Source organism: Kitasatospora sp. NPDC089797, assembly GCF_040684795.1.
In the GTDB taxonomy this organism is placed as follows: domain Bacteria; phylum Actinomycetota; class Actinomycetes; order Streptomycetales; family Streptomycetaceae; genus Kitasatospora.
The window spans coordinates 63,055-81,517 of sequence record NZ_JBFBGS010000038.1; the positions used below are offsets into that span (position 1 = coordinate 63,055).

General features: G+C 73.8%; 3 protein-coding genes. All 3 read left to right on the forward strand.

Annotated features, from left to right (window positions below):
- Positions 1-13: 13 nt before the first annotated feature.
- The 3 genes from AB0O91_RS27925 (at position 14) to AB0O91_RS27935 (ending at position 18,425) form a co-directional block, all read left to right on the forward strand.
- Positions 14-481 (forward strand): YbaB/EbfC family nucleoid-associated protein, encoded by a 468-nt coding sequence (locus AB0O91_RS27925; protein WP_363438460.1) that lies wholly within the window; start codon positions 14-16, stop codon positions 479-481.
- On the forward strand, positions 474-776 hold the full coding sequence (locus AB0O91_RS27930) for a hypothetical protein (protein ID WP_363438463.1): 303 nt from the start codon (positions 474-476) through the stop codon (positions 774-776). The genes AB0O91_RS27925 and AB0O91_RS27930 overlap by 8 nt, the downstream gene beginning before the upstream one ends.
- A 78-nt stretch (positions 777-854) precedes the next feature.
- The gene (locus tag AB0O91_RS27935) at positions 855-18,425 is read left to right on the forward strand and encodes a TcdA/TcdB catalytic glycosyltransferase domain-containing protein (protein WP_363438466.1); all 17,571 of its coding nucleotides are present in this window, start codon (positions 855-857) and stop codon (positions 18,423-18,425) included.
- Positions 18,426-18,463 lie beyond the last annotated feature (38 nt).

Here is an 18,463-nt window from a genome sequence, read left to right on the forward strand (position 1 = left end):
AAACAGGAGAGGCATGTCGTACGCGTTCGAGGACCAACTGAACCAGGCCCTGGCCGACTTGGAGGACCAGAAGGCCAAGCTGGCCGAGTCCACCCGCCGGATGCAGGCGATGACCGCCGAGGCCACCAGCAAGGACCGGATGGTCACCGCGAAGGTCGGCCCGCAGGGCGAGCTGCTCGCGCTCAACTTCCACACCACCGCCTACCAGTCCATGGCCCCGGCGGAGTTGAGCAACCTGCTGAAGGACGTCCTCAACGAGGCCAAGGCCCGGATGGGCGAGCGGATCACCGCCGAGATGCGCAGCTTCGAGGGCGTCGGCCAGAGCCTGCGGATGAACTTCACCGGCGAGCGCGGTGACGAGGACCCGTTCGCGGCCGGCGCCGGGCTGGACCTGGACACGCTGCTCGCCCCGCTCACCGCGATGCGCCCCGGCGCCGACCGGAAGGCCAAGTCCCGTAAGCAGGAGGAGTTCAATGGGTGACACGCTGCGGGTGCAGGGCGACCTGACCAAGGCGTTCAGCAACTTCGAGGACGTCTCCGCCCTGGTCAAGAAGGTCGCCGGGGAGATGAACGACATCTACGAGAAGAACGTCAGGGCCGGCGGCGGCGACGACATCGGCAAGCAGTACCACGAGAAGATCGACAAGCCGACCGAGGACCTGCACACGCTGACGACGGACATCAGCGCCAAGATCGACGCGATGGCCGCGCACGGCAAGGCCACCGTCAAGCTCTTCCACGACACCGACCAGCACAACGTGGACCTGACGACGTAGCACCCGCCCCGGTCCGTCGCCCCTTCCGCACCGTCCACCCCCGCCTGCCGCCAGTCCCGCCCCCGGAGGCCCCGCGCCGTGTCCCACTCCTCGATCCACGTCTCCCCGGGCCTGGCGCAGTTCTTCCACATCATCAGCGGCATGCCCTGGCCGGAGTCCGACGAGGGGCTGCTGCGCGACGTCCGGGACGACTACCTCGCCCTGGCCGACGACCTGCCGCAGCTGAACAGCTACATCCAGGACGCGGTGAGGAACTGCGACCAGCGGCTCGACGGCCTGACCGCCCAGGCCTTCCGCAAGGAGTGGGGCAAGTTCGTCGGCACGGACAGCGAGCCGGGCCCCCTCGACCAGTCCCATGAACTCTGCACCCAGCTGGCCGAGTTGGCCAACAAGGTCGCCCTCAGTGTCGAGTACACCAAGTGGATGGCGATCGCCCAGCTCGTCCAGTTGCTCGTGGAGATCGCCTTCGCCATCGCCTGGTCCGTCTTCACCGGCGGCGCCTCGCTCATCGAGCTGGAGTGGCAGAAGATCCTGACCCGGCAGTTCCTCATCCAACTGCTGAAGAAGCTCGGCCAGTTGATCGCTATGCACACCATCGGCGGCGTCATCGGCGGCCTGGTCCTGGACGCGGTCCTGCAGGCCATCCAGTTCGGGCGCGGCGACCGCCACGAGTGGGACACCGACCTCACCAAGCAGGCCGCGATCTTCGGCGCGATCAGCGGCGCCATCGGCGGCCCGCTCAGCATCCTGGGCGAGGGCCTGGGCAAGCTGCTCGGCGCCGGGCTGAGCAAGCTGTTCGTGAAGACCACGCTCGACGACCTCATCAAGGGGCTGGCCGGTGGCGTGGGCAAGGACCTCGCCGGGGATGTGGGCAAGGACCTGGCCGGTGGCGTCGGCAAGGACCTCGCCGGGGGGCTGAGCAAGGAGCTGAGCAAGGACCTGGCCGCAGGCCTCGGCAAGGGCCTGGGGGAGGGGGCCGCGGGCGGCGCGGCCAAGGGGGCGGGCAAGGAGGCGGGCGAGGGCTTCGGCCGGCTGCTCGGGGACGAGGCGGCCGAACGGTTCGCCGGCGGCATCGCCAAGCTCCTGAAGGACAACGCCCAGTACCTGGCCAAGGGGTTCAAGGCCGGACGCAAGGTGGGCGCCGCGACCGGCCGGGAGTTCGTGCACGATTTCGGCAAGCTCTTCGAGCAGGAACTCGGCAAGGAACTGGGCGCCGACCTCGCCCGGGAGATGGGCGAGCACCTCGCCCGGCAGTTCGCCGAGCACTCGCTCAAGACGGTCGCCAAGGAGAGCAGCCGGGAAGCGCTCGTGGAGACCCTGGAGAACCTCGCCAAGGACGGCGGCGCGGTCGCGCTCACCCCCGAGCTCAAGCTGCTCGTCGAGAAGGTGCCCGAACTCGCGGGCGGCATCAACAAGATGAACAAGATGTTCCACCTCGGGACCGTGCTGGGCGGTCAGTTCGAGTCGGGCATCAACCAGTACCTCACCGAGGGCATCTACAACACCATCTACAACGGTGAGTGGCAGGCCAGCGGGATGAGCTTCCTCGGCGGCTTCATGATGGCCGGCATGCGGCACATGATCATGGGCCTGGCCTCGCCGCTGACCATCCGGTACACCGACTGGGTCCGCAGCCAGGAGTGGTCCCGGATCCCCGAGGACGGCGACAAGTACTACGGCCCGCTCCACCCGATCACCATCCTCGCGGTGATCAGCCACATGGGCGGCCAGTCGGCGGCCCCGTTCCCGGTGCCCCGGCCCGGGCACATCGACCAGATCGGCGGGACGCGGCTGTCGGGCGGCGACGGCGCACCGCTCAGGGGCGACGGCGCCTCGCTGTCCGGTTCGAGCCTGCTCGGCTCCGTCACCGGCACCACCGGCCGCCCGCGGGGCGAGGGCGAGGGCGTCCTCGCCGACCCCGAGGGCAGGACCAGCCACGGCTCCTCGATCGACGGGGAACGGGACCCGAAGGCCGACCCGAAGAAGGTCCCGACCGAGTCCCGGAGCAGGAAGCCCGACCCCGAGGAGCCCGGCCCGCAGAAGAGCGGCAAGGACACCGGCAGCACGGGCACCACCGGCAAGCGGGGCACCACCGTCCCCGGCCCCCCGTCCAGGGTCCCCACAGAGGCGGGCAGCGGCGCAGGGAACGCGCCGAAGACCCCGGGACGCGGCGGCACCGAGGAAGCGACCGCCTCCGCCGACAGCCAGGGCGGCACCCCGAAGCCGTCCCGGTCCTCCGCCAGGCCCGACCCGGAGCGCCGCTCCACCGTCCGCGCGGAACAGGACGAACCGCCGCTGCACAGCGCGGAGCACACGACCCAGGGCGGCCCGGCGGGCCCGGCCGACGGGCCGGGGACGGGCCGCACCCCCGCGCACCCGAACCCCGGCGACGGCTCCGCGCCGCTCACACCGACCGGCTCCGGCCACGCGGACCGCAACCAGCCCGACCCGCAGCGGCCGTCGGACCACCCGGACCCGAACCGCCCCGGCCCGAACCAGCCCGACCCGCAGGGGCCGCCCAAGCGCCCCGGCCCGAACCAGCCCGTCGCCGACCACCCCGACCGCCCGGACCCGCGGAACCCGGACCCGCGCAACCCCGAGCCACCCGCCGCCCCGCCGCGCGACCCGAAGCCGGAGGGCCCGGGCCCCGACCCGCAGGCGCCCTTCACCGCCGTCCCCGGCCCCCGCCGCCGGGCGACCACACCCGAACCCGCCGCCCCGCCCGCCGCCGACGCCCGCAGCGCCGCCTGGCACGAGAAGCAGCAGGCCCTCGCCGACCGGCACGACGCCGTGTTCACCGAGGCCGAGACCCGCCAGAGCCTGCACGAGGCCGTCGAGGACCACCTGATCGAGGCCCACGCCGACCTGCCCCGGGACCTGCGCACCCTGACCGCCCCCGGCACGGAAGCATGGCGCCGCACCACCGCCGACCTGCGGCGCGACATCGAGGCCCGCCCGCACGAGCGGGAGGACCTGCTGGCCGGCGCCGCCGACCGCCTGCGCCTGGCCGGCGCCCGCGAACTCGCCCTGCGGATCGCCGTGGACCGCTTCGACCACCTGCTGACCGAACGGGGCCTGGGCCGGGACACGGCCGCCGGCGACCACCTGCGCGCGGAGATCCGCCGCGAGGCCGCCGAGCGCTTCCGCACCGACGCCGCACGCGACCTCGACCAGGTCTACGCCACCCCCGAGGACCTCACCCCCGAACGCAACACCCTGGCCCTCCAGGGCCTGGAACGCCGGCTGCGCCACGCGGCCGGGGACCTGGACGTCCGGCAGGCGCGCGCCGCGCAGACCGGGCGGATCGAGGAGGCGCTGGACCGGGCCCACCGCGACTGGAGGCGCGAGGACCTCTCCGAGGCCGACCGCGCCCTGCTGGACGCGGCCGGGGTGCCGCACGACGCCCGGGTGTCCTCGGAGGCCCGCGACCAGCTCGCCGAGGAGATGCGCCGGCGCCTCGACGACGTCCACGGCCGCTACCAGGAACGCACCGCCCTGCACGCCGACGAGGACGAGGCGGGCGGCGGCCACCGGGAGGAGGACGGGGCCCGCTTCCTGGAGATCACCGACGAGCACGGCGAGGACCTCGCCGCCCTCGACTCCGCCGCCCTGGGCCGGGAGCGGCTCGACGCCGACTTCCAGGAGGCCTTCGAGGACCACCGCGCCGGGCTGGCCCACGAGTTCACCGTCCAGGCGGTCCGCGAGGCCGTGCTCAAGCGCGCCACCGGCGCGGTGGACGACGCGGCCGCGGGCTGGAAGGACGGCGCCGCCGAGCAGTTCGGCGCCGATGTGCTGCGCGAACTCGGCCTGGCCGAGGGCCCGTCCCCGCGCGCGGTCGCCGAGGCCCGCGCCCACCTCGCCCGCCTGGCCGACCGCCTGATCGCCGAGCACACCGCGGCCGGAAGCGACCCGGCCCGGCTCAAGGAGCGCCTGGACGCCCTGATCTCCCCGGCCGGCGCCAACCGCCTGCTCGCCCTGCACGGCGGCCGCGAGGAGGCGGTGCGCGCCGCCGCGGAGAGCGCCCGCACCGCGGTCCCGCACGACCTCGGCGGCCCGGACGACCCCGACCACGGCGGCGACGCCGCCGCCTCGATCGAGACGGCCCTGGGCCGGCCCGTGCGCGGCAGCCGCACCGACGGCTCCGAGCCGCCCGCCTCCAGCGCCGCCCGCCGGGTGCGCGAGGGCTACACCGAGCGCATCCGCACCGCCTTCGACGAGGCCTTCCGCCCCCTGCTGCGCGACCCGGCCGCCGACCACCGGGCCGACCTGCCCGGGCGGTTGGAGCAGTGGCGCCGCGAGCGCGAGCGCCTGACCGAGGGCCTGGCCGAGCACGTCGCCTTCGAGAGCGCCGTGCTGCCCGCCCGCGAACGCGCCGCCGCCGACCACGACCGCCGCGCCCAGGGCAGCGGACTGCGCACCGAGGAGGCCCAGGAGCTCAAGGTCCGCTACGGCGGCGAGTTCTTCGACGCCTACAAGGACCACTGGGGCCCCGAGGACCTGGACCGCGTCCACTGGCTCGGCCACGAGGCCGCCCACGAGAACGTCTTCGGCCCCCGCCCCGAACCCGACCCGAAGCCCGAACCCCGGCCGCAGGAGCACCCCGAGCCCACCCCCGACACCCCGTCCGGCCCGCTCACGACCCCCGCCCCGGACACGGTGCTGCCCGCCTCCGCCTGGGCCGACATCCGCGCCCTCGCCCTGCCCGCCCGGATGGACACCGTGCGCTTCGACCCCCGGGTGCGCGGCCAGTACGGCTCGGGCGCCGTCGCCGGGCCCGGGGTGCGCGAGCAGTTCGAGAACCGGCGCCCGGACCTCGGCGGGCTGCAGGGCACCGACACCACGATCAGCTACGACGTACGGCGCTTCGAGGCCCGACCCGGCCACTGGGTCACCGAGTTCACCCTGAACCTGCACCTGCAGGGGCCGGACGGCCGCCCGCTGCCCGGCCACGAGGCCACCGCCCTGCTCGACCGGGCCCGGGCGGTGGTCGCCGAACGGTTCAACGAGCGCTTCCACCTGCCCGGCGGCGACCAGGACCAGGTCCACCTGCGGGTGGACGGCACCCAGGACCCGGCCCTGGCGCACCACACCGTCACCGTCAGCCCCGGCCTCGAACGCAACGACCAGTCCACCTGGTCCCCCGAGAGCCCGCCCGGCGTGCTGCTGCACGAACTACTGCACTTCCTCGGCCTGCCCGACGAGTACGTCGAACCGGCCAAGGAGCCGGGCGACGCCTTCGCGCTGCGCCGCCGCGACCGCTGGGCGGGCGAGAACGGGGCGATGGGCACCGCCGCCCTGCGGGACGACTTCACGCTGCTGCCCCGCCACCTGCAGCGCATCGAGGACGTCCTGCGCTCGGGCCCGGTCCTGCACGACCTGACCTTCGAGCGCTACCGCTCCGACCCGCCGGCCCCGCCGGCGCGCCCCGCCCCGGGGCCCGGCACCGTCGCCCCGGGACCGCTGCACCCCCCGGCCGCCGCACCGGCGCACCACTCCGAGGACTCCGACAGCGACGGCGGCGGAGGCTACCTCGACACGAGCGAGGACGAGTCGGACGGCGGCGGAGGCTACCTCGACACGAGCGACGACGAGTCGGACGGCGGCGGAGGCTACCTCGACACGAGCGACGACGAGTCGGACGGCGGCGGCGACGTCGGCCAACTGGCCGACCACTTCGACGATCTGACGGTCCAGCAGAACGTCGAGCAGCCCGCCGAACAACCGGTCCCGCAGGGGTACTACATCTCCGGGCAGGCGATCGCGGAGCTGCAGCACCGCAACGTCACGGTCGACGAGAACTCCGTGATGCTCTTCCCCTACCTCCCCCCGCACGACGAGGCCGAGGCGTTCGCCGGGCCCTGGGAGAGCGAGGAGAACCCCGACCTGACCTGGGCGATCACCCTCTACGACCGCGACGCCATCGACGCCGGCGGCGAACGGCTGCTCTGGCGCCACGACTTCGGCCCGCTGTACCGCTGGGAGAACGGCAGCCGGGACCCGGAGGAGGTGTTCCTGAACGGCTTCCGGCCGCAGAACCCGGACCACGCCCCGAACCTGCACGCCTACGTCACCGACAACGAGCCCTCGGTGTACGTCAGTACCACGCGCCTGGCGAGTGCCCAGCACGACGAGTGGGGCACCGCCTACCGCTACCTGATCGACGCCCCTGGTGGCATCGACGTCGACCGCTCGCTCCCGCACGGGGGCCTGGCCGGGTACGAGGGCGAGGTCGCCTTCCCCGGCGGGATCCGCCGGGAGTACATCGTCGGCGTCGAGTACGTCAGCGGCGTCCGGCTGGGCGCGGACGGCCGGTACGTCACGCAGGTGGAGTTCGTCCCCAACCCCTTCTACTGGCCCGCCCACCGCAACCCCGCGCAGATCCTGCACGACCTCTTCCACGCCCCCACCGTGTTCGAGGCCACGCACGGCTCCGGCCTGCCGTTCGTGCCGGGACACGACCAACCGGTCCAGCGCACCCTCCTCGGCCACGACGGCGGCCTCCTCGGCTCCTCCTTCCACACCGAGGCCAACCGCAGGCTGCGCGAGGAGGCCCTCGCCGGGCTGGCCGCCCTCGCCACGGCCGAGCACCAGGTGGCCAACCGGGGCCACGACCGCCAGGCGGCGGTGCGCGCCGACGGCGGCTTCGACTGGGAGGCCTACCACGAGGGCCGCAACCGGCCCGGCCACACCGACGGCGAGGACGCCGAGGTCCCGCTCCCGTGGGACCCGGCGTCGAAGCCGTACTTCACGAGCCTGCACGCCAACGGGGAGACGCTGCAGGTCGCCGTGCCCGACCACGACGGCCGGGAGAGCTACCGGGACATCTCCTACCAGGACTTCGCCGACATCCTGCGGGGGCTGCCCGGCCTGTCGGCCCGGCCCGGGAACGCGCCGCTCGTGCTGCTGGCCTGCAAGGCGGGCCTGTCGATCGAGGGCCTCAAGCGGATCGCGGACGCCACCGGGCGCACCGTGCACGCGGTCACCGGCCTGATGTACGTCGCCCGGGACGGCGAGGGTGGCACCCGGCTGGTCCTGGTCCACGAACCGGACCGCCCCCGGGTGGAGTTCGTCACCGTGCGTCCCACCCCCGGGAACACCCCCGCCCCGCACCAGGAGGCCCCGCCGCAGGCCGCCCCCGCGCACCTGCCGGGCACCCCCATGCCGCTGGTGCGCCACCCGCTCGACCCGCCCGACCGCCCCGCCGGGGACCCGGCGGGCCCCAGGCCCGCCGCCCACCAGGACATGGTGCCCAGCGCGCGGGACCTGGAGATGGTGGAGCACCTGCGCCGCCCCGTCGTCGAGCGCGCCGACCGGCCGCAGGAGTGGACCGAACAGCAGCACGCGCTGTACGACCAGCTCGCCGGGCCCGGCGGCGCCGGCCGCTCCTTCGACTTCTGGCGCAAGCTGGGCGAGGACCAGGCGGCGGCCCTGGTGATGATCGAGCGCAAGGGCCGGGAGTTCGCCGGGCGCGAGCGCGCCCTGCTCAAGGCCAACCTCCGTGCCGCCGAGGGCGAGTGGGCTTGGGCGGCGGGCTACCCCCGCGACAGCGAGGAGGCCCTGGACCGGCTGGTCGACCGGGTCCAGGACCACCTGCACCAGGGCATGTTCGTCGCCACCAACCTCTTCCTCGACAGGCCCCCGGGCGGGATCCACCGCGCCCCCTCGCTGGGGACGCCGGGACCGCAGTCCGCACCGGGCGCCCAGCCGCCCCGCCGGACCCTGCTGGACCTGCTCATCGACGACCCCTCGCAGCTGTTCAAGAACTTCTGGCAGACCGGGGACTCCCAGGGCGACGTCGACAGGTCCGCGCGCGGCGCGAACGAGGAGCACATGGGCTACGCCGCGACCCTGAACCGCGCCCCCGACACCTGGCAGGACTTCCAGCAGACCCACTCCGAGCAGAACGCCTTCGCCCCCGGCAAGGACGGCGCGGCCAGCCTGCCGAAGTACGGCGCACTGGTCTCCGAACTCCAGCCGCGCGGTGTGTCGGTGCGCTACGGCGGCGCGGTCCTGCGCTGGAAGAACGAGGTCCGCGACCGCGTCACCCACACCCCGAAGGACTCCTTTGCCGCGGGCGCGGCGGGCTCCCGCTCCGTCACCTCCGACTCCCACCCGCTGCCGCTGCTCAACTACGGCACCCCCTCCATGGTCCGGCGGGTGTTCGGCGAGGCCACCGGCTTCGAGCACGATGTCGATGAGGGCCGCCGGCTCCTGCGCGAGGGCGGGGAGACCCTCGGCTACTTCGAGTCGCAGATCCACGGCGACCTGCACTGGCGGGACCTGCACAGCGTCACCATCGTGCACCTGCCCGAAGGCCGCGCCGCCGACCGCAGCGCGGGGCCGGTGCCCACCCTGGAGACCGCCCGGGCCCTGCGCGACCGGCTCCTCGCCCACCGCCGCACGTCCGGCGACTACACCTTCACCGTCCACCTGCGTCCGCACGACCAGGCGCCCGTGCTCGACCGGCTCACCCTCCACCCCTCCGTCACCGGGCACCCCGCGCACGACGCGGACGAGGGCACCGGCCCCTCCATCTTCGACATCGGGGACACCGAAGGCCACGGGAACGACGCCGGGCAGGGCGGCGGACAGGTCACCGCCGCGCACCAGCAGCACGACGAGATCACCCCCGCCGACGACCAGCCCCACACCGCCGCCACCATCCCCGCCGACCGCCAGCACGACGCTTCGGCGCCGCCCCCCGGCGCCACGATGAGCCTGGTCGGCCACCCCCTGGACGCACCGCTGGCCCTGCCCGGCCGCAGGACCGAGGACCCGTTCCCGGCCGAGGAGGAGTGGAGCGCCATCGCCGCGCTCCGGGAGGAAGCGGCCGCCCTGCCGTCCGGCGACCCCGGGCGCGTGCAGTTGGGGAAGGACATCCGGCGCGCCGAGGACAATCTCCGGAGGAGCTTCAACAGCCACCTCGGCCACGTGGACAGCGACCTCGCCCACGCGCTCCGGCAGCGCGAGGACGCCCTCGCCCGGATCCGGACGGAGCAGCCCGGCCCCCTGGCGGACTGGGCGGTCGAGCACCGCCAACGACGCCTGGACGTGCTGGAGTTCGAAACCCGGGAGCTGCAGGCCGAGCTCCACCGCTCCGCACAGGCGGCCGAGGCCAGGCAGGAGATGGTCCCCAGCGCGCGCGACCTCGAACTGGTCGCCCACCTCCGCAGCGACCGGAACCCCGACGCCCACGCGCCGTGGACGCACCAGGAGCAGGACCTCCTGAACCGGCTCACCCGCCCCGGCCTGGACTGGAAGACGCTCGACCCGGTCCAGGCGGCCGCCCTGGTCATGGTCGAACGCAAGGCGATGCTCTTCGAGGAGCGCGACCGCGACCTGCTCACCGAGAAGTTCACCGCCGCCACCGGCGACTGGGACTGGGCGCAGCACTACCCGCGCGGGCCCGAGCAGGTCCGGCAGCTCATCGACGACGTCGAACGGCACATGAACACGACCATGTTCATCGCCACCAACTTCCACTTCGACAAGCCGCTCAACGCCAACCGCCAGACCGCCTTCGGTGCCTCCGGCGGGTTCCTGGGCAAGCTGGCGTCGAAGCCGAAGACCCTGCTGGACAGGGTGGTGGCCGACAAGCAGGGGCAGTTCCGCAACGTCTGGGAGACCGGCGCCTCCCAGGCCGCCGTCCAGCCCTCGCGCCGCGGCGGCGTCGAGGAGCACTTCGGCTACGCGCCGGCCCTGGGCCGTACGCACGAGAGCCGCGCGCTCTTCCAGGACACCGTCACCGACGACAGCGGCTTCGCCCCGAAGAAGAAGGACCGGGGCCTGATGCCGAAGTACGGCGCGCTGGTCTCGGAGCTCCAGCCCTTCGGCGTGGCCCCCCGCTACGGCGCGTTCGCCCTGCACTGGTCCGACGACGTCCGGGCCCGCGCCACCCACACCCCGCGCGACTCGTGGTCCCTGCGGGAGAAGGGCGCCAGCGCCGTCACCTCCGACACCCACCTGCTGCCGCTGCTCCTGTGGGGCGACCCGCACATGGTCCGGCGGGTCTTCGGCGAGGCGACCGGGTTCCGGCACGACGCGGATTTCGGCGAGGGCATGCTGGCCCGCGGCATGATCACCGACGGCTACTTCGAGACCCAGATCCACGGACCGCTGACCTGGTCCGACCTGCAGCACATCGTCATCAGCCACGAATCCCCGCAGGCCCAGGCCCAGGCCCAGGCGCCCGCCGCCGGCAGCCGCTCCGCCAAGAAGGACGACACCCTGCCGACCCGGGAGCGGGCCGAGGAGATCCGCACCCGGCTGGAGGAGTTCCGGGACAAGAAGGGCTACACCTTCACGGTGCAACTGCGCGGCGCCGACGACCCGCCGGTGCTCAACCGCCTGTCCGACCTCCTGGCCCCCGTCGCCACCACTCCCGCCACCGTCCCGGCGCCCCAGCCGCACCCGCAGCCGCACGACGACGGCGCGGGCGTCGGCACCGGCACGGACACCACCCCGCACCCCGACGCCACCACCCAGGAGCCGCCCGCCCCGGACATCGTCGAGGGCGGCCACGACCGCTTCCTCGCGGACGGCGGCGACGTCGTCCACCGCGTCCTCCGCGACGACGACCGGGCGATCTGCTCCTCCTTCCACACCGCGGCGGACCACGCGCTGCGCCAGGAAGCCCTCCTCAAGCTGGCCGCCCTCGCCACCGCCGAGCACCAGGTCGTCAACCCGCACTACGAGCCCCACAAGGCCGTTCGCCCCGACGGCGGCTACGACTGGGAGGCCTACCACCGGGGCGAGAACCGGCCCGGCCACACCGACGGCGAGGACGCCGAGGTCCCGCTCCCGTGGGACCCGGCCTCGAAGCCGCACTTCGTGAACCTGCACGCCACCGACGAGGGCTTCCAGGTCGCGGTGCACACCCCGGAGGGCGAACGCCACCGGCTCCTCACCCACGCGGAGTTCGGCGAACTGCTGAAGCGCATGGCCGAGCTGCCCGAGGACGCGCCGATCGTGCTGCTGGCCTGCAAGGCGGGCCAGTCGCTCGAGGGCCTCAAGCAGATCGCCGACGCCACCGGGCGCACCGTGCACGCGGTCACCGGCCGGGCGCACATCGCCGAGGACGGCGCGGGCGGCACCAAGCTGGTCCTGCTGCACGAACCCGGCGCCCCCCGCGTGGAGTTCGTCACCGCCCACCCCACCCCCAAGCAGCCGACCGCCGCCCCCACCGCCGGGCCCCCGGCCCCCACCACGGGGCACCACGCGGCCCCCACCATCGTGGAGGGCACCAAGCACTCCAAGCCCGCCACCGCCCCGGAACCCCTCCCCGGGCAGCCGATGCGGCTGGTGGACCACCCGCTGGACCGTCCGCTGCGCGCGCCCGGCCCGACGGCCGAGGACCCGTACCCGAGCGCGAAGAAGACCTGGTCCGAGCTGGCCGGGCTGCGCGAGAGGGCGGCGGCCCTGCCGCGGGGCGGCCCCCAGCGCGCCGACCTCGAACGGCAGATCACCAAGGGCGAGGAGAGGATCAAGCGGGAGTTCGGCTACTTCCTCGGCGGCCAGGACGCGAAACTCGCCGCCGGCCGTGACACGAGGAACAAGGAGATCCGGCGCCTCGGGACCGCCCTCGGCAAGCTCCCCCGGACGCCGGCCGCACAGTGGCGGGTCGAGCAGCACCAGGCGCACCTGGAGCGGCTGCGCAGCGAGGTCTCGGACCTGACGACCGAGATCGACAGGCGCGCCGCGGCGGACGAGTCCAAGCAGCTGATGGTCGCCAGTGCGCGCGACCTCCAGTTGGTCGCCCACCTCCAGGGCACGGACGCGCCCCCGCTCACCGAGGAGGAGCGGCAGCTCCTCGACGTGCTCCGGGGCGTCGAGCCCGGGCAGCAGACCGCCCGGGAAGGGGCCGGGCCGCGGCTGGACTGGAACTCCCTGGACCCGGGACAGGCCGCCGTCCTGGTCATGGTCGAGCGCAAGGCGATGCTCTTCGCCGAGCGCGACCGCACCCTGCTCGCCGAGAAGTTCGCCGCCGCCACCGGCGACTGGGACTGGGCGCAGCACTACCCGCGCGACGCCGGGCAGATCCAGGACCTGCTCACCGTCGTCGAGCGGCACATGCGCCGGAACATGGGCGTCGCCACCAACTTCCACCTCGACAAGCCGCTCAACGCCAACCGCCAGACCCTCGCCGACCCCTCCGCCGGCGGGGACCGCGAACCGGTGCGCACCCTCCTGGACGTGCTGCTCGCGGACGCGGCCCGGCGGTTCCGCAACGCCTGGGAGACCGGCGCCTCCCAGGCCGCCGTCGTGCCCTCACGGCGCGGCGGCGTGGAGGAGCTCTTCGGCTACGCCTTCGCCCTGGGACGCCTGTTCGGCACCCGCGAGTACTACCAGAACACCGAGACCGACCGCAGCGCGTTCGATCCCACGGACGGGAACCGCGCCCTGCTCCCCAAGTACGGCGCGCTGGTCTCGAACCTGCAGCCCTACGGCGTGGCCCGGCGCTACGGCGCGTTCGCCCTGCACTGGTCCGACGCCGTCCGCGCCCGCGTCACCCACACCCCGCGCGACTCCTGGACCGCCGGGCCCGCCGGCGCCCTGTCCGTGACCTCCGACCGGCACCCGCTGCCGCTGCTCCTGTGGGGCGACCAGGACCTGGTCCGGCTGGCCTTCGGCGAGGCGACCGACTTCCGGTACGACCCGGAGTTCGGCGCGCAGATGCGCTCCGAGGGCATGACCACGCAGAGCTACTTCGAGACGCAGATCCACGGCCCGCTGACCTGGTCCGACCTCGACCACGTCGTCATCAGCCACGAGCCCGACTCCGTGACGACGCCCCAGGGCGACGACCCGCTGCCCACCCGGCAGCAGGCCGAGGAGTTCCGCGACCGGCTGCAGGCCTTCGGGCAGGAGCACGGCCTCACCTTCCGGGTGGAGCTGCGGCAGGCGGACACGCCGCTGGCACCGGCCGGCGCCGCCGACCACCCCGTCCCCGTCCGCACGCCGTCGCCGCCCCCGCACGAGGACGACGGCGCGGGCGTCGGCACCGGCACGTCCACGGGCCTGCACGTCCCGAGCATCATCGACAGCGGCGACCCGGACGCCGGCTGGCACCAGCACCTCGACGAGGAGCAGCACGTCGTCCAGCAGGTCCTGCTGGACGACTGGCTGGTCGCGGACCTGTGGGAACACAACATCGTGGTCGACTACTTCCACGGCGCGGCCGGCCAGTCGTTCATCCCGCCCCGGGAGCAGCCCCGGCAGCTGGCCGCGCCCGGAGGCGACGCGTCCTTCGAGGGGTTCGACCGCGACCGGATCTTCGCCGACGTCGAATCGGCCGTGGCCGCGGAGGCCGCCGGCTACGACAGCGACTCCGACAGCGACGCCGGCAACGGGCAGGCCCCGATCAGCTGGCGCGGTGACCACAGCCTGCTCTACCGCTGGGAGAATGACCACCGCCACCCGGACGAGGTGTTCGCGAACGGCTTCGCCCCGCGGGACGCGGGAAGCTACCCGCCGCTGGAGACCTACCTCGACAGCAACCCCGCCTCCGCGTACGTGAGCACCACCCGCTCGGCGACCCACCAGAGTGTCGGCTGGGGCACCGCCTACCGCTACCTGATCGACGCCCCCGGCGGCATCGACATCCGCGCGACGTTCCCGAACCGCCAACTGGCCGACGCCGAGCAGGAAGTGGCCTTCCCCGGCGGCATCCACCCCCGGTACATCGTCGGCGTCGAGTACGTCAACGACGTCGCCCTGCTGCACGGCGGGCAGCACCCGGACGACTGGCGCTACGAGCAGCAGATCGCCTTCGTCCCCAACCCCGGCTACTACCCGGACCACCGCGCCGTCGAACAACCCGGCCACGACTTCGACGACTGGCAGGACGGGAACCCGGGCGGGGCGGGCGGCGGCCTCATGGTGACCAACGACGCCGACAGCGACGCCGACGGCGGGGTCGGCATCTACGACAGCGGCCACACCCGGTTCCTCCCGGACGGCGGCGAACTCATCCGCCACGCCATCCTCGGCGAGGACGACACCACGGTCGTCGGGCACTCCTTCCACACCACGGCGGACTTCGCCCTGCGCAAGGAGACCCACGACCGCTTCTCGGCCAACGCCCCGACGGCCGAGCACCAGGTGGCCAACCCGGGCCACGACCGCGCGGCGGCGGTGCGCGCCGACGGCGGCTTCAACTGGGAGGCCTACCACCAGGGCGGGAACCGGCCCGGCCACACCGACGGCGAGGACGCCGAGGTCCAGGTCCCGTGGAACCCGGCCGTCACGCCGTACTTCGCGAACCTGCACGGCACCGAGGCGGGACTGCACCTCGCGGTGCGCGCCCGGGACGGCCGGGAGGGCCACCGGCCCGTCACCCACGAGGAGTTCGGCCGCCTGCTGGCCCGCACCGACACCGTGGCCGCGCTGCCGGAGAACGCGCCGATCGTGCTGCTGGCCTGCAAGGCGGGCCTGTCGCTCGAGGGCCTCAAGCAGATCGCCGACGCCACCGGGCGCACCGTGCACGCGGTCACCGGCCGGGCGTACGTCGCCCAGGACGGCGCGGGCGGCACCAGACTGGTCCTGCTGCACGAACCCGGCGCCCCCCGCGCGGAGTTCGTCACCGCCCACCCCACCCCCCGGGAGATCGCCACCACCACCACCGGCGGGACCGTCGAACAGCCGCCGCCCGGCGGGCCGACCCGACTGGTGGACCACCCGCTGGACTTCCCGCTGCGCATCCCCGGCGAGAAGGTCAAGGACCCGTTCAAGGCCGCGGGCAAGGCCTGGGGCAGGCTGGCCGAACTGCGCAAGAAGGCGGCGGATCCGACAGCCGACGACGCGCAGCGCGCGCAGACGAACAGGCAGATCGGCAGGGAAGAGGGCCAGATCAGGACGCGCTTCACCACCTTCCTCGACCGCGAGGGCAGCGACCTGGCCACCGCCCTGCGCAGGAGGAACGAGAAGATCGCCCGGCTGCAGGCCAAAACACCCGCCCCCGAGGGGAGTTGGAAGGCCGAGCAGCAGCAGAGCCGCCTGGCGGCGCTGCAGTCCGAGGCCAGGGACCTGGAGGCCTCGATCCATCTCGGCGCCCTCCACGACGAGTTCAAGCAGCGCATGATCCCCGGCCCGCGCGACCTCGAACTGGTCGCGCACCTGATGGACCTGGACACGGCCCCCGCGGCCCGCGCGCCGTGGTCGGAGCAGGAGGAGGAACTCCTGGACCGACTCACCGGCACCGGCCTGGACTGGAAGACGCTCGACCCGGTCCAGGTGACCGCCCTGCTCCTGATCGAACGCAAGTCGATGCTCTTCGAGGACCGCGACCGCGCCCTGCTCGTGGAGAAGCTGACCACCGCCGGCAAGGACTGGGAGTGGGCCGCGGCGTACCAGCGCGCCCCCGAACGGATGCAGGAGCTGATCACCGACGTCGAGCGGCACATGCGCACCAAGCTGTCCGTCGTCACCAACTTCCAACTCGACCGGGCGCCCAACGCGACCCGCCGGACCGTCCTCGGCACGTCCGACGGGACCCCGGAGGCGCCGGAGTCGAAGACCCTGCTGGACATGCTGCGGGCCGACCCGCTGGAGCTGATCCGCAACGCCTGGGAGACCGGCTCCTCGCAGGCCGCCGTCCTGCCCTCACGCCGGGGCGGCGTGGAGGAGAACCTCGGCTACGCGTGGGCCCTGCGCCGCCTGTTCCGGACCCGCAGGCTCTTCCAGGACACCGCCACCGGCGACAGCGAGTTCGACCCCAGGGACGAGCACCTCGGCCTGATGCCGAAGTACGGCGCGCTGGTCTCGGAGTTCCAGCCCTTCGGCGTGGCCCGCCGCTACGGCGCGTTCGCCCTGCACTGGTCCGACGACATCCGGGCCCGCGTCACCCACACCCCGCGCGACTCCTGGACACAGGGGGAGCAGGGCGCCCGCGCCGTGACCTCCGACCGGCACCTGGTGCCGCTGCTCCTGTGGGGGGACGTGCACCAGGTGCGCCTCGCCTTCGCGGAGGCGACCGGGTTCCGGCACGACCCGGACTGGGCCGAGGAGATGCGCTCCCGGGGCATGGACACGGAGAGCTACTTCGAGACGCAGATCCACGGCCCGCTGGCCCTGTCCGATCTGCGGCACGTCGTCATCAGCCACGCCCCCGCCCCGCCGGAGCCGGGGCCCGCGACGCCGCCGCCGGGGGGCCTCAAGCCCAAGGACCCCCTGCCCACCCCCGAGCGGGCCCGGGAGATCCGGGACATCCTGGAGGCCCTCGCCGCGGAGCGCGGCTACGGGTTCACGGTGGAACTGCGCGAGGCCGCCCCCGCGGTGGAACAGCAGCGCCTGGCAGGCCTGTTCACCCCCGCCGACCCCGCCCCCGACCCCGGCCACCAGCCCGACCCGCCGAGCATCATCGACAGCGCCCCCGGCGGCCGGCCCGCCGGCCCGGGCGGCTCCGCCCACGGCCTCACGGACGACGGCGGCGACCTGGCCCAGCAGATCATGCAGCAGCTCAACGTGACCGTGCCGGCCCCGCCCACGCACGTCGGCGAGGAGGTCGTCGGGGCCGTGCGCGAGCGCTACGACCGGGCGCGGCTCGACGGGGACACGGAGGCCGCCGAGGTGATCGGCGGGCGGATGGCCGACGCCCCGGGAGGGCAGGCGCTGCTCGACGCCTGGCAGCACACCGGCCCCGGCGCCCCGGCGCTCAGGGAGGTGCCCAGGACGATCCACTTCATCTGGATCGGCGCCCACATCAACGACGCCGCCAGGAACAACATCCAGGACTGGATCACACGGACCCAGGGCACCGACTGGGAGGTCGCCGTCTGGACGGACCAGCTCAACGCATGGGGCGCCGACGAGTTCCCGGGCGCGACGCAGCACGACATCGCCGGCGTGCTGCACCCGGACCTGAGGCGCTACTACAACATCGCCGTCGACCGCAGCGGGGCCGGCGCCGCCGCCGGACTCCGCCCGGCCTACGCGGCGGCCTCCGACCTGGCCCGCTACAGCATCCTGAGCAGCCACGGCGGCGTCTACGCCGACGTCGACCTGGGCCCCGGCGAGCACCTGGACCTCGGGCAGGCCGCCCTCGCCCTGCCGGCCGGCGGCCTGCCGGTCCTCGGCCCCCTGATCCGCAACCAGACACACTTCAACGGGCTCCTGCAGAGCGACGGCGCTCCCGCCGGGGCGGGACTCCCGTGGGCGGTGGACCACCTGCTCGGCGAGGGCCAGTACGGCAACCACTTCATCGCCGTCCATCAGGACTCCACGTTCATGACCCGAGTGCTGGACCAGGTCGTGGCGAGGCTGCGGCGCCTGGACACCCCGGGGCTGACAGGGGCGTTGAACGAGCTGCAAGCCGTGAACGAGCTCCTTGCGGGGTTCCAGAACCAGGAGAACGTCCCGGAGGAGGCGATGGCGATGTTCCTCGCGCAGAAGCTGGAGCTGACGGAGCAGATCGCGGAACTGGAAGAGGACGACGACAGTTTCACGCTGGACTACCTGGCCGGGGACCTCTCCGCCTCCGGGATCACCGGGCCCGGCGTCTTCGCCCAGGTGGTCGAGGAGCGCGTGCGCGAACTCCTGGGCCAGTGGAACCTGACCGCGGCCGAGCGCAGGCTCCTCCAGCGCCGGGGCGGCCACTGGCACCACCACGTGGCCTGGCTGACCGAGGAGAGCCAGGCGGGACAGCCGGATTGAACCCCCGCCGCGCGCCGACCCGTTCTGGTATCTGCCGC

What these genes read in the sequence shown, in the direction of transcription:
- AB0O91_RS27925 (WP_363438460.1), top strand. Translation starts at nt 14, where the DNA reads ATGTCGTACGCGTTCGAGGACCAACTGAACCAGGCCCTGGCCGACTTG.
- AB0O91_RS27930 (WP_363438463.1), top strand. Translation starts at nt 474, where the DNA reads ATGGGTGACACGCTGCGGGTGCAGGGCGACCTGACCAAGGCGTTCAGC.